We start from the raw sequence: 12,598 nt of genomic DNA on the forward strand, positions 1-12,598 counted from the left end.
GTGATGCGGTTTCGGTGACCCTGAGGCAGTGGATCGTCACGGAGACACACCCGCCGGCCGAGTCGGCATACGATCACGGCGTCCTGGCCCACGCGCCCCGGTCGGCGCGTCCGTCGCCCCCCCTACGCCCAGAAGGTCGAGCCGCAGGCATGAAGCTCATCACCGCCATCGTGAAGCCGTACCGCCTCGACCCGGTCAAGACCGCCCTGCAGGAGCTGGGTGTGCACGGGCTGACCGTGACCGAGGCGAGCGGCTACGGCCGGCAGCGCGGCCACACCGAGGTGTACCGGGGCGCCGAGTACCGGGTCGACCTGGTGCCGAAGGTGCGCATCGAGGTCGTGGTGGAGGACGCGGACGCCGAGCCGGTGATCGACGCGATCGTCAGGGCCGCGCAGACGGGGAAGATCGGGGACGGGAAGGTGTGGGCCGTACCCGTGGAGACGGTCGTCCGCGTGCGGACCGGTGAGCGCGGCCCCGACGCGCTCTGACCAGCAGCACCCCGGCCGCCACGCCCATGAGGAACACCAGCGCCACGGCGAGCCACGGCAGCGCGAGGAAGGAGGCGCTCGCCGACTGCCGGGTGCCGGGCGCGCTCGCGGTCAACGTCACGTCGCCCCGGTCGAGCTGGGGCGCCCCGCGCCAGGTCTCGGTGAGCCGGACCCGCTGCCCCGGCAGCAGCTGGGAGGGCACCCGGGTCAGCTCGCGGTCGAGCAGCGTACGGCCGAACAGCCCGTGCGCCGTCAGCTCCACCTTCGGGTCGAGGGTGACGTTCCCGGTGTTGTGCAGGGTGTAGGAGACCGTGGCCGTACTGGCGCCGAGCCCGGGGATCAGCGGCTGGTGGTGGCTGATGTGCAGCTGCCCGACGGAGAGCGCGGGCAGTGCCGGCCCGCCGACCCGGAGGTAGACGCGGGCGCCGACGGCCCGCCGCACCCCGAGTGCGAGACGGCCGCCGCCGGGGTCGACATGCTCGTCGAGGGCGACGATGGCTCCCGGGTGGTCGCCGGGCTCGGCCCCTTGCGGGACGCGCAGCGTGAACGGCACGGTGACGGTCCGGTGCGCGGGCACGGTGACACGGGACCGCGCGGGCTTCGCCCAGTCGCCCACCCCGTGCATCCGCTCCTTCTCGGTCCGTACGGCGAAACCGCCGTCGCGGGCGGTGTTGTAGGCGTCGGCCGCGTACAGGCGGAAGGTGAGCGGCGCGCCGGTCCTGTTCTGGACGGCGACCTTGTCGGTGAGGGTCTGGCCGGGGTCGGCGGAGAGAGAGAAGTAGGGCCGCGCGGCGACTTCCGAGGCGACCGGATAGACGGACCAGCTGCCGTTGTCGGCGGCGCGGGCGGGTGCGGCGGTGAGACCGAGGAGCAGGCCGGGGAGGGTCAGGAGTCTCAGGAGGAGGACATACGGCTTGCGCATGGGTGCGGACCCCCACGGACGGGAGACGGGAAGAGCGGCGGGACGGGCGGGTGCGGACGCCCGCATGCTCAGGTGAGCGTCAGGGTGAGCACACCGGAGTACGCGCCCGGAGGCGTGAACGCCGGTACGTCCAGGGAGAGTCCGGCGTCGACGGTGAACTCGCCGCCGGTGAGGGCGCCGTCGGATGTCTGGGCGAGGGTCGCCCCCGAGGTGCCCAGGCTGCCCGCCGAGCCGGCCTTGCAGGTACTGGGGCTGCCGGGCCTGGTCGCGCAGGCGGGGGTCCAGCTCAGCCGGCCCGCGTCGATCTTGGCGCCGGGACCGGTGAGGTCGGTGACCTTGCCGGTCAGGGACCAGCCCGCGGGCCCGCCGCGGAAGTCCTTGACGGTCACCGTCCGCAGGGCTCCGGTGGAGGCCCCGCCCTTGCCGAAGTCGACCGCCGACAGCGCGACGGAGTCCCCGGCCTGGGACATGGACAGCGTGCCCGCCTTGACGGTGGTCGTCAGTTTCTGACTGCCCGGCGGGACGGGCGAGTTGTCGTTGACGACGTACGCGGCGGGGCCTGCCCCCGTGTCCGCGCTCCAGGCACCGCCCTCATAGGCCACGATCCCCGTGGTCGTCCTGTCCTTGACGACGAGGGAGCCGCTGAAGGAGCCGTGCGCGTCGGCGGTGGCCGTGGCGGTGTCCGCCGTCTGGTTGCCGCCGGCCCGCCCGGCCAGGGTGACGGTGGCGCCCGGCGTGAAGTTCGTGCCGTTGACCGTGACACTCGCGCCGGAGTCACCGGAGGCCGAACCCAGTGAGATCGCCCGGGTGTTGGCCGGGGTCCCGTCGGTCGCGGTGACGGTCTGGGACACCGGGGCGGGCGGGGTGGTCACCGTGCACGGGGTGTCCAGCTCCAGGATGTAGCTGGTGTGGATGTTGTAGTCGCCGGGCGAGAGGGTGATCTGCCCGGCCCTGGTGACGGTGAAGGTGCCGGTCATCGAGAAGGACGGGAAGGCCGCCTTCCCCGGCACCGGCGGATTCTTCTTCGGTCCCGCGACGGTCACGTCCCCGCTCTGCGCGCCACCGAGGGTGACCTTTCCGGTCGGGGTCATGATGTCGGCCGGCAGGGCCAGGTCGGTGGGGTTGGACGCGGCGGCCGTGACCACCGTGTAGGTCACGGTGACGGTGTCGCCGACCTTCGGGCTGGCGTTGTCCACCGAGACACTCGCGGTCGTGGTGCCGTCGATCGGCGGGATGCCGGCGACGGCGGGCGGGATGCAGTGCGTGGCGAAGTCCACGTTCGTGCCGGCGGCGCCGGCCGGATGGGCCAGCGCGCCGCCCGCGGTGACCGCGAGCGCGGTCGCCCCGAACAGCGACGCCCAGCGCCACCGTCGGGATCTTCGTGATCTTGGGGGTGTCGAAGCCATGGGGCCCCCTCCTGAGGGTTGCGGGCGCAGCGGCTCGGCTGCGCCGACATGGGGGCATTGATGTGGAGCGGGGGTGAGAAGTCAAGGGAGATGCCGCAGAAAACTGACGGATCATCAGTTTCTGCGGCATCCAGGGGAGTTCCGGCCGGAACCGGAACAGATCGCTCGGTCCGGCGGGGCGCCGCCCTGACTCAGTCGAAGACGAAGGGGCCGGGCGACTGCGGGCCGTTCGCCGTGCAGTTGACGGTGACCCCGAAGATCACCATCTTCAGCGAGCCGCCGCCCGCGTCCAGCTTGTCACCGGAGGCGACGGTGCCGGGCAGGGGGCCGACGCTGACGGAGTCACCGGTCTTCATGGCGGGGTTCTTCGTCCCGCTGAACACGACCGAGCCGCCGCCGGCCCTGGCCATGGTGAGGGTGGAGGCGATCGAGTCCTGGGCCACCGCGACCGGCGCGGTGATCGCGGACGAGGTGAGGGTGATGGTGGCCGAGGTGCCGCTCTGGGTGGCGGTGAGCGTGGCCGTGCCGCCGCCGAAGACGCCGCAGCTCGCGGAGATGGTCGCCGACTGTGGGGTGACGGCGGCCGCGGTGGGCGCGAAGGCGAGTCCGGTGACCGCGAGGGCCCCGGCGGCCAGTGCCGCACCTGGTGCCGTGCGCTTGGCTCTCATGGAGATCCGCTTCCCTTCCCTGGGGGGAGTGCCGTGTGGGGGGACGACGACGGGCGAGGAGGCCTGGGCAGAAGGGTGCGGACACACTGCGTCGGCGGTGCGGATCTGACGGCCCGTCGGAACGTACGGCTTTATTGATGCGCAGGAGCAAGAACTCAACAAGGTTGAATTCCAGCCGACCTTTCGTTCGGCCCGTACCCGCTCGGCGGGCTAGGCCCTGTCGTCGGCTCAGCCCGCGGAAACGGTGAGCCGGACGACCCCGTCCAGCCCGGCGAGCAGCACCGGCGTCCCCGCCCCGCCGAGGTCGGAAACGGCGTCCAGATCCTCGGCCGGCACCGACTCCGACTCGCTCACCACCGCCGCCGCTTCCAAGGACGTCGCCCCCGACGCCACGGCCATGGCGACGGCCGTGCGCAGCGCGCTCAGCCGCAGCGAGGCCAGCTCCACCGACCCGGCGGCATACGTCCGCCCGGTCTCGTCCCGTACGGCCGCCCCCTCGGGCACACCGTTGCGGGCCCGCACGGAGCGGGCCAAGGTCACGATCTTGCGGTCCTCGGGGTCCAGCGCGTTGCTCTCGGTCATGCCCAGAGCATACGAAGCCCGGGCCCGTTCACCCCGCCACGGGGTACATCGCGCCCCGCCGGCCCTCCGGGGACGCCAGCCACTCCAGCTTGGCCGCGGTGTTCGCCTCCTCCAGCGGAGTGTGCAGCACGACCATCAGATCGGGCCGGGCCGGCACCTTCATCGCCGTCGACTCCACCACGAGCAGCCCGACCAGCGGATGCTCCAGCTCCTTGCGGATCTGCCCCTGGTCCTCGATGTCCCGCTCGGCCCACAGCCGGACGAACTCGGGGCTGCGCTCGGACACCTCGGCGAGCACCTCCTGGAACCCCTCGTCGTCCGGCCGCGCCGCGCACGCGGCCCGGAACTGCGCCACGACCGTACGCGCGTTCCGCTCCCAGCTGTGGCTGCGCGACCGGTACAGCGGATCGCAGAAGAAGTCGACGAGGCAGTTCTGTGTGTGGTCGGCACGTGTGGGGTCGGAACGCATACCGAGCACGATCGCGGCCGCGTCGTTGTACATCACGCAGTTGTAGTACAGGTCCATGATGTGCGCCGGATACGGCATCCAGGTGTCGATCAGCCGCCGCAGCCCGTCGCACATGTCCCGCTTCTCCGGCGCCACTTCGGGCGCGGGCGGGTTCATCCCGGCCAGCAGGTACAGATGCCGGCGCTCGGCGTCGCTCAGCCGCAGCACCCGGGCGACGGCGTCGAGCACCGACGGGGAGACGGAGATCTCCCGCCCCTGCTCCAGCCACTGGTACCAGGACGCGCCGACACCGGCGAGCACGGCGACCTCCTCCCGGCGCAGTCCGGGCGTACGGCGTCTGCCCCCGCCGCCGGGCAGTCCGGCCTCCTCCGGGCTGACCCGGGCCCGCCGGCTCATCAGGAACTCACGCAGTTCATTGCGCCGTTCGCTCTTCGTCTCCCCCGCAGCAGGCACGTACCGCTCCTCCCCCGTCGTGTCCGACGGCCCCGCCGTGTCTGGTGGTGCCACCACCACCATAAGTTCCGACTCCCCACGGGTGTTCCGCACGTCCGAAGCTCGATCCATGGCGATCGACACCACCACCCAGACCACTCTCTCCACGGGCACACCGCCCGACACCGCCCGGCCGCCGCGGCTCACGACGCGCGACAGGCTCGTCCTGTTCGTGCTGTGCGCGGCCCAGTTCATGGTCGCGCTGGACTTCTCCGTCCTGAACGTGGCCCTGCCCGATCTCGGCACCGACCTCGGCATGAGCCGCTCGGCGCTGCAGTGGGCCGTCACCGCGTTCGCGCTGCCCTCCGGCGGCTTCCTGCTCCTCTTCGGCCGCATCGGCGACCTGTACGGCCGTCGCAAGCTGTTCCTGACCGGCCTGGCCCTGTTCGGCGCGGCCTCGCTGCTGGCGACCCTGGCCTGGGACCCGGCGTCGTTCCTGGCCGGGCGGGCGCTGCAGGGTCTGGGCGCGGCGGCGATCGTGCCGACCGCCATGTCCCTGCTGACCACGACCTTCCCGGAGGGGCCGGCCCGTGACCGCGCCCTCGGCATCGCCGGCACGGTGATGTCGCTGGGCTACACGGTCGGCATGGTCGCGGGCGGAATGCTGACCGACGCGCTCGGCTGGCGCTCCACGATGGCCCTGCTCACCGTGTCCGCGCTCATCGTGCTGCCGCTGGCCCCGGGCCTGCTGCCGGAGTCGCGCACCCCGGACCGCCCGCGTCTGGACATACCCGGCGCGGTCACCGTCACCGCCGGTCTGCTGTCCCTGATCTACGCCCTGTCCACGGCCGCCGACCACGGCTTCGGCCGCGCGGACGTCCTCGTCACCCTGGTCGCCGGTCTGCTCCTGCTGACCGCGTTCACGGTCGTCGAGTCCCGTACGGCCGCTCCCCTGGTCTCGCTGCCGATGCTGCGGCGCCGCACGGTGGCCTGGGGCAATGTGGGCGGTCTGGTCACCTTCTCGATGATGTCGACGGTGATCTTCGTCCTGACCCTGTATCTGCAGGAGATCCTGCGGCTGTCGGCGTTCGAGACCGGCCTGGTCTTCGGCGTCCAGGGCGTACTGTCGGCGATCGCCGGCTCGCTCGCCCCGAAGGTGATCGGCCGCTTCGGTGCCCGCCGCACCCTGGTCGGCTCGCTGACCGGCCAGGGCGCGCTGATCGCGGCCCTGCTCCTGCTGAACTCCCACGTCTGGTCGGTCTGGCTCGCCACGGCCGCGGTGTCCCTGGCGAGCGTGTGCCACCTGGGCGCGATCATCTCCTACGGCCTGACCGTCACCTCCGGTGTCCCGGACGAGGAACAGGGCCTGGCCACCGGCCTGGTGACCTCCACCCAGCAGGTCGGCATCACGGTCGGCATCCCGCTGCTGGGCGTGCTGGCCACCACCTCCCACGACCTGCTGGCCGGCGTCCACACGGTCCTCGCCCTGGACGCGCTGATCGTCCTGGCCGCCGCGGCCCTGGTCGGACTGGGCCTGCGCCAGGGCCGGAAATGACGGGAACGCGAGTCGGGGCGGGCCCGGCGGGGCCAGGCCTAGGGCCTGTCCAGGCGGAGTCGCTCCGCCTTGGGCAGGCCCGCGACGACGAGGTCGTACGAGTCCTCGATCAGCTCTTTCAGCAGGCGGTCGGGGAGCCCGCCGTCCACCGTCACGGTGTTCCAGTGCCGCTTGTTCATGTGCCAGCCGGGGGCGATCAGTCCCTCGTGGTCGGCCCGCAGGCGGACGGCGTCCTCGGGGTCGCACTTGAGGTTGACCGTCAGGGGCCGCCCGTCCAGGCTGCTCAGGGCGAACATCTTGCCCAGCACCTTGAAGACGGAGGCCTCCGGGCCGAAGGGGAAGTCCTCCACGGCCGCGTTGAACGACAGGCAGAAGGCGCGCAACTGCTGTGGTGTCACTCCGTCTTCCCTTCCCCGGCGGGTTCGACCAGGACCGTCACGATCTTGTTCCGGCGGCCGGACGCGGCCTCCGCGGTCAGCTTCAGCCGGCGTTCGTCGGGCAGTTCGACCTCGGCGGACGCGCCCGCGATGGGGACGCGTCCGAGAGCCTTGGCAAGCAGTCCGCCGACGGTCTCCACGTCCTCGTCGTCGTACTCCTCCAGGCCGTACAGCTCGCCGAGGTCGGTGATGTCGAGGCGGGCCGTGACCCGGTAGCGGTCGTCGCCGAGGTCCTCCACGGGCGGCAGTTCCCGGTCGTACTCGTCGGTGATCTCGCCGACGATCTCCTCCAGGATGTCCTCGATGGTGACGATGCCCGCGGTGCCGCCGTACTCGTCGATGACGACCGCGACGTGGTTGCGTTCCTTCTGCATCTCGCGCAGCAGGTCACCGGCGTTCTTGGTGTCCGGCACGAAGACGGCCGGCCGCATGGCGGTGGAGACCAGGTCGCTCTCGGCGTCCCGGCTGATGTGCGTCTTGCGGACCAGGTCCTTCAGATACACGATCCCGACGATGTCGTCCTCGCTCTCGCCGGTCACCGGGATCCGCGAGAACCCGGAGCGCAGGGCGAGGGTGAGAGCCTGCCGGATGGTCTTGTACCGCTCGATCACCACGAGGTCGGTGCGCGGCACCATGACCTCCCGTACGAGGGTGTCGCCCAGCTCGAAGACCGAGTGCACCATCCGGCGCTCCTCGTCCTCGATCAGCGACTCCTTCTCGGCGAGGTCGACCAGCGCGCGCAGCTCGGCCTCGGAGGCGAACGGGCCGCGCCGAAAGCCCTTGCCGGGCGTGAGGGCGTTGCCGATGAGGATCAGCAGCGACGGGATCGGCCCCATGATCCGGGCCAGCGGCAGCAGCACATACGCCGCCACCGTCGCCGTGTTGAGCGGATGCTGGCGGCCGATGGTGCGCGGCGAGACACCGACGGCGACGTACGACACCAGGACCATGACCCCGATGGCGACCAGCAGGGCCTGCCAGGTGGCGGCGAACTCCTGCAGACAGGCGTACGTCACCAGGGCCGCGGCCGCCATCTCGCAGGCGACGCGGACCAGCAGGGCCACATTCAGATAGCGGGTGGGGTCGGCGGCGATCTGCGCCAGCCTGGCGCCGCCGCGCCGCCCGGACTTGACGGCCTCCTCGGCGCGGAAGCTGGAGATCCGGGCGAGGCCCGCCTCCGCGCAGGCGGCGAGCCAGGCGACGACGACCAGAGCGATCGCGCCGACCACGATCTGCACAGACATCCGGCGCGCTTACGAGACGGTGGGCGCCGGGGACGGCCCGGTCAGCCCGTGCTCGGCCCGCCAGCCGTCCACGATGGCGGCCTGGAGCCCGAACATCTCCGCCTTCTCGTCGGGCTCCTCGTGGTCGTATCCGAGCAGGTGCAGCACGCCATGGACGGTGAGCAGCTGAAGCTCCTCGTCCATGGAGTGCTGCGTCGGCGCCTCGGCGCCCTGCTTGGCGGCGACCTCCGGGCACAGCACGATGTCGCCGAGCAGCCCCTGCGGCGGCTCGTCGTCGTCCTTCGAGGGCGGCCGCAGCTCGTCCATCGGGAACGACATGACATCGGTGGGACCCGGCAGGTCCATCCACTGGATGTGCAGCTGCTCCATGGCGTCGGCGTCCACGACGATCACCGAGAGCTCGGAAAGCGGGTGGATGCGCATCCGCGCGAGCGCATAGCGGGCGATGTCGAGGACCGCCTGCTCGTCTACCTCGGTACCGGATTCGTTGTTGACGTCGATCGACATGGCCGTGCTGGTCTACTTCCCCTTGGTGCCCTTGGCGCCGGACTTGCCCCGGCCGCCCTTGTGGGTGCCGTTCTCGGTGCCGTGCTTGCTGTCGTACTCCTCGTACGCGTCGACGATACGGCCCACCAGCCGATGCCGTACGACATCGTGGGACGACAGCCGGGAGAAGTGGACGTCCTCGACGCCTTCCAGGATCTCCTGCACCTGCCGCAGACCGCTCTTGGTGCCGCCCGGCAGGTCGACCTGCGTCACATCGCCCGTGATCACGATCTTCGAGTCGAAGCCGAGGCGGGTGAGGAACATCTTCATCTGCTCGGGGCTCGTGTTCTGGGCCTCGTCCAGGATGATGAAGGCGTCGTTGAGCGTACGGCCGCGCATGTACGCGAGCGGCGCGACCTCGATCGTCCCGGCGGCCATCAGCCGCGGGATGGAGTCCGGGTCGAGCATGTCGTGCAGCGCGTCGTACAGCGGACGCAGATAGGGGTCGATCTTCTCGTAGAGCGTGCCGGGCAGGAAGCCGAGCCGCTCACCGGCCTCGACGGCGGGGCGGGTCAGGATGATCCGGTTGACCTGCTTGGACTGCAGGGCCTGGACGGCCTTGGCCATGGCCAGATAGGTCTTGCCGGTACCGGCGGGCCCGATGCCGAAGACGATCGTGTGCTTGTCGATCGCGTCGACGTACCGCTTCTGGTTGAGGGTCTTGGGGCGGATGGTCCGGCCCCGCGAGGACAGGATGTTCTGCGTCAGTACCTGCGCCGGGGTCTCCGGCCCGTCGCTCGTCCCGTTCTCGCTCGCCTTGAGCATGGCGATCGAGCGTTCCACTGCGTCCTCCGTCATCGGCTGTCCGGTGCGGAGCACCAGCATCATCTCGTCGAACACGCGGGAAATGAGGGCGACATCGCTGGGGTCGCCGACCGCGCTGATCTCATTGCCCCGGACATGTATGTCGGCCGCCGGGAAGGCCTTCTCGATCACACGCAGAAGGGAGTCGCCGGAACCCAGCACGGTCACCATGGGGTGCTGGGCGGGGACGGTGAACTGCGCTCTCGCCTGCTCCTGCGCGGGGGTGGTGTGAGCTGTGGGTGTCTGTGTCATGGGCCGGCGCTGAAGGCCTGCGCTTCCTCCTCGTCACGGCCGCCTGGCTGAGGGCGGCCTCGCGATTCCAGAGTACGACGGTGCACAGACAACCCCGTAGGCCTTTTCGGCGGGGGAATTCTCCGGCCGGCCGGGTCAGCCGGAGCGGCGGAACCCGATGGTCGGCACGGCCCGCCGCAGCGGCCACGGCCGGTCCAGTTCCTCCGGAACGAGCCGGTCCAGGAACGCGTACCGCCGCAGCGCCGCCGGTTCCTGCCCCGGCACCGACTGGACCCGCCGCCACCACGCCCCGATCTCCGACCATCCCGGCGCCGACAGGGACCCGCCGAACTCCTGCACGGACAGCGCCGCCGTGAGCCCCGCGAAGGCCAGCCGGTCCGCCAGCGGCCACCCCGCCAGGGACCCGGTCACGAAGCCCGCGACGAACACGTCCCCGGCCCCCGTGGGATCCAGCGCCTGGACGGCGATCGCCGGGACCTCGGCGGCCTCCCCGGTACGCCGGTCCACCGCATAGGCCCCCTCCGACCCCAGCGTCACCACGGCCACCGGCACATACGCGGTCAGGGCGTGTGCGGCGACCCGCGGGCACGCGGCCCCCGTGTACCGCTTCGCCTCCTCCGCGTTCGGCAGGAACGCCTCGCAGTGCTCCAGGTCGGCGAGCCCGGCGAGATCCCATGCCCCGGTGTCGTCCCAGCCGACGTCGGCGAAGATCCGGGTGCCCTTCCGCGCGGCCTCGGCGATCCATGGCGCGCGCGTGCCGGGCGTCAGCGAGGCCACGGCCGCTCGCGCGCGTGGCGGGCATGGAATTGGGTCTACGCCCGAAGGGCGTCGTTTGAGGGTGGTGGTGGGCGACGGGTGGGCGGGTTCTTCGGGGGGCGGCTCGTGCCCGTGCGACACCATCGTGCGCTCGCCCTCGTACGCCATGGACACCGTCACCGGCGAGTGCCAGCCGCGTACGGTCCGTGACGCCGACAGATCGATGCCCTCGCCCTGTGCGAGCGCGTCCCAGCAGTACTCGCCGTAGTGGTCGTCCCCGAAGGCGGCCGCGAGGGAGGTCTTCAGACCGAGCCGGGCCAGGGCCGTGGCCATGTTGGCGACCCCGCCGGGGCTGGAGCCCATGCCTCGGGCCCAGGACTCGGTGCCGCGCACGGGCGCCGAGTCCAGGCCGGTGAAGATGATGTCGAGGAAGACCGTGCCCGTCAGATAGACGTCCCAGGGCGGATCGGCGGGCTCGCGCAGCGCCGCGAGCGGATCGACCTGGGCCTGGCAGCGCGCGGCCCTGGTGAGGTGTTCCGGTTCCTCTCCGGTGATCGTGTGCGACGGGGTCACGGTGCACTCCCTGGCGTGGTGCGGATCTGGCCAGTGTGCACCACTGGGCGCGCCGCGCCAGGGCTTACCAGCGAGGCATGACCGGTTGCCGCCGGCCCGGTTCGGCCACCCGCATCGCCGCCGCGTCGTCGCGGTCCCGCAGCGCGCCGTCGTCCTCGGCCCACCGCCGGTGCAGCCGGGCCAGTTCGTCCCGGTCCAGTGCGACACCGAGCCCCGGCTCGTCGGACACCACGACCCTCCCGTCCGTGAACACGAGGCGTTCGGTGAGGACGTCCTCGGACTGCCAGGGGTAGTGGGAGTCGCAGGCGTGGTGCAGCCCGGGGACGGTGGCGGCGACCTGGGTCATCGCGGCGAGGCTGATCCCGAGATGGGTGTTGGAGTGCATCGAGATCCCGACCCCGAACGCGGCGCAGACCGCGGCGAGTCGGTGGGTGTTGCGCAGCCCGCCCCAGTAGTGGTGGTCGGAGAGGACCACCTGGACGGCGTCGCGGGTGAACGCCTCCTTGATCTCCCCGAAGGTGGTCACACACATATTGGTGGCGAGCGGCACGTCGGTACCCGCCGACACCTCGGCCATCGCGGGCGTGCCCAGCGTCGGGTCCTCCAGGTACTCCAGGACGTCGCCGAGTTCCCTCGCCACCTTCAGCGAGGTCTCGACGGACCAGGCGCCGTTGGGGTCGAGGCGCAGCGGGTGCCCGGGGAAGGCCTCGGCGAGGGCCCGTACGGCGGCGATCTCCTCGTCCGGCGGGAAGACCCCGCCCTTGAGCTTGAACGATCCGAAGCCGTAGCGCTCCTTGAACGTGCGCGCCTGGGCCACGATCCCGGCCGGGTCGAGCGCGGCGCCCCAGTCGTCGGGCTCGGCCGCGACACCCGCCGGGTGCCCGGCCCACTTGTAGAACAGGTACGCGCTGTACTCGACGGTGTCCCGCAGCTTGCCGCCGAGCAGGGCGTGCACGGGCAGCCCGAGCGCCTTGCCCTGGGCGTCCAGACAGGCGACCTCGAAGGCGGACAGCACCGACAGCCGCAGCTTGTCGGCGCTCTGCACGCCCCGCAGCCCGCCGGCGTCCACCTCTCCCTGGACCCGGGACGCGTCGACACCGAGGTCGATCGCGAACAGACCGTTCACATCCATGACCGACCGTCCGATGAGCCGTTCGGCGAGCGGGCGGGCCAGTTCCAGGTACTTGGTGTCGCCGTAGGTCTCGCCGAGCCCGGTGACCCCGTCGGCGGTGACGATCTCCACGATCAGCCGTGGGGTGTACGGCTGGTGCACGCCCTGGGTGTTGAGCAGCGGCGGGTCGGCGACCAGGATCGGTGTCAGCCGCACCTCGGCGACGGTCAGGTCTCGGGTTGCCGATTGGTGATTCGGTTGTTGGCCGTGGTTGGTCATCTTGTCCCTCGTCAGGGTGAATGAGGTCGGTTTCCGGGGTCTTTTGCGTGCAGGGAAGTCAGGAGGGGGGTGGC

13 protein-coding genes are annotated in these 12,598 nt (G+C 71.4%); 2 read left to right on the plus strand and 11 right to left on the minus strand.

The genetic code is table 11. From position 1 onward, the window contains the following. Window positions 1-149: 149 nt before the first annotated feature. On the plus strand, window positions 150-488 hold the full coding sequence (locus tag IE277_RS03495) for a P-II family nitrogen regulator (RefSeq protein WP_189948353.1): 339 nt from the start codon (window positions 150-152) through the stop codon (window positions 486-488). On the opposite strand, the gene IE277_RS03500 is transcribed toward IE277_RS03495, so the two are convergent. The 5 genes from IE277_RS03500 to IE277_RS03520 form a co-directional block, all read right to left on the minus strand. Beyond that, window positions 382-1,410 carry a WxL protein peptidoglycan domain-containing protein gene (locus tag IE277_RS03500; protein ID WP_189948355.1) on the minus strand — a complete coding sequence of 343 codons (1,029 nt, stop codon included), beginning with the start codon at window positions 1,408-1,410 and terminating at the stop codon, window positions 382-384. The genes IE277_RS03495 and IE277_RS03500 overlap by 107 nt on opposite strands. 68 nt (window positions 1,411-1,478) lie before the next feature. Beyond that, entirely contained in the window at window positions 1,479-2,816 is a 1,338-nt protein-coding gene (locus tag IE277_RS03505; protein ID WP_189948357.1) for a beta-xylosidase, read from the minus strand. 191 nt (window positions 2,817-3,007) lie between these two features. Beyond that, window positions 3,008-3,484 carry a hypothetical protein gene (locus tag IE277_RS03510; protein WP_189948359.1) on the minus strand — a complete coding sequence of 159 codons (477 nt, stop codon included), beginning with the start codon at window positions 3,482-3,484 and terminating at the stop codon, window positions 3,008-3,010. A gap of 228 nt (window positions 3,485-3,712) precedes the next feature. Then, window positions 3,713-4,066 carry a cytidine deaminase-like protein gene (locus IE277_RS03515; RefSeq protein ID WP_189948361.1) on the minus strand — a complete coding sequence of 118 codons (354 nt, stop codon included), beginning with the start codon at window positions 4,064-4,066 and terminating at the stop codon, window positions 3,713-3,715. 28 nt (window positions 4,067-4,094) lie between these two features. Next, on the minus strand, window positions 4,095-4,931 hold the full coding sequence (locus tag IE277_RS03520; RefSeq protein WP_229880761.1) for a helix-turn-helix transcriptional regulator: 837 nt from the start codon (window positions 4,929-4,931) through the stop codon (window positions 4,095-4,097). Between the two features lie 166 nt (window positions 4,932-5,097). Here IE277_RS03520 and IE277_RS03525 point away from each other — a divergent pair, with 166 nt between their 5' ends. Next, window positions 5,098-6,522 (plus strand): MFS transporter, encoded by a 1,425-nt coding sequence (locus IE277_RS03525; protein ID WP_189948365.1) that lies wholly within the window; start codon window positions 5,098-5,100, stop codon window positions 6,520-6,522. Between the two features lie 38 nt (window positions 6,523-6,560). Here IE277_RS03525 and IE277_RS03530 read toward each other — a convergent pair whose 3' ends face one another. The 6 genes from IE277_RS03530 to IE277_RS03555 form a co-directional block, all read right to left on the minus strand. Next, the gene (locus IE277_RS03530; protein WP_189948367.1) at window positions 6,561-6,920 is read right to left on the minus strand and encodes an MmcQ/YjbR family DNA-binding protein; all 360 of its coding nucleotides are present in this window, start codon (window positions 6,918-6,920) and stop codon (window positions 6,561-6,563) included. Then, the gene (locus IE277_RS03535) at window positions 6,917-8,203 is read right to left on the minus strand and encodes a hemolysin family protein (RefSeq protein WP_189948369.1); all 1,287 of its coding nucleotides are present in this window, start codon (window positions 8,201-8,203) and stop codon (window positions 6,917-6,919) included. The genes IE277_RS03530 and IE277_RS03535 overlap by 4 nt, the downstream gene beginning before the upstream one ends. A gap of 9 nt (window positions 8,204-8,212) precedes the next feature. Continuing rightward, window positions 8,213-8,710, minus strand: coding sequence for an rRNA maturation RNase YbeY (gene ybeY / locus IE277_RS03540; protein WP_189948371.1), 498 nt, complete (start codon window positions 8,708-8,710; stop codon window positions 8,213-8,215). Window positions 8,711-8,722: 12 nt separating this feature from the next. Continuing rightward, window positions 8,723-9,805: a PhoH family protein gene (locus IE277_RS03545; protein ID WP_189948373.1), complete on the minus strand. Its 1,083-nt coding sequence runs from the start codon at window positions 9,803-9,805 to the stop codon at window positions 8,723-8,725. A 135-nt stretch (window positions 9,806-9,940) separates the two neighbouring features. Next, window positions 9,941-11,134, minus strand: a complete 1,194-nt coding sequence (locus IE277_RS03550) for a carbohydrate kinase family protein (RefSeq protein WP_189948375.1) — start codon at window positions 11,132-11,134, stop codon at window positions 9,941-9,943. Window positions 11,135-11,198: 64 nt separating this feature from the next. Then, window positions 11,199-12,524, minus strand: a complete 1,326-nt coding sequence (locus tag IE277_RS03555) for a glucarate dehydratase family protein (protein ID WP_189948377.1) — start codon at window positions 12,522-12,524, stop codon at window positions 11,199-11,201. Between the last annotated feature and the right edge of the window lie 74 nt (window positions 12,525-12,598).

The organism is Streptomyces alanosinicus, from assembly GCF_014650595.1.
In the GTDB taxonomy this organism is placed as follows: domain Bacteria; phylum Actinomycetota; class Actinomycetes; order Streptomycetales; family Streptomycetaceae; genus Streptomyces; species Streptomyces alanosinicus.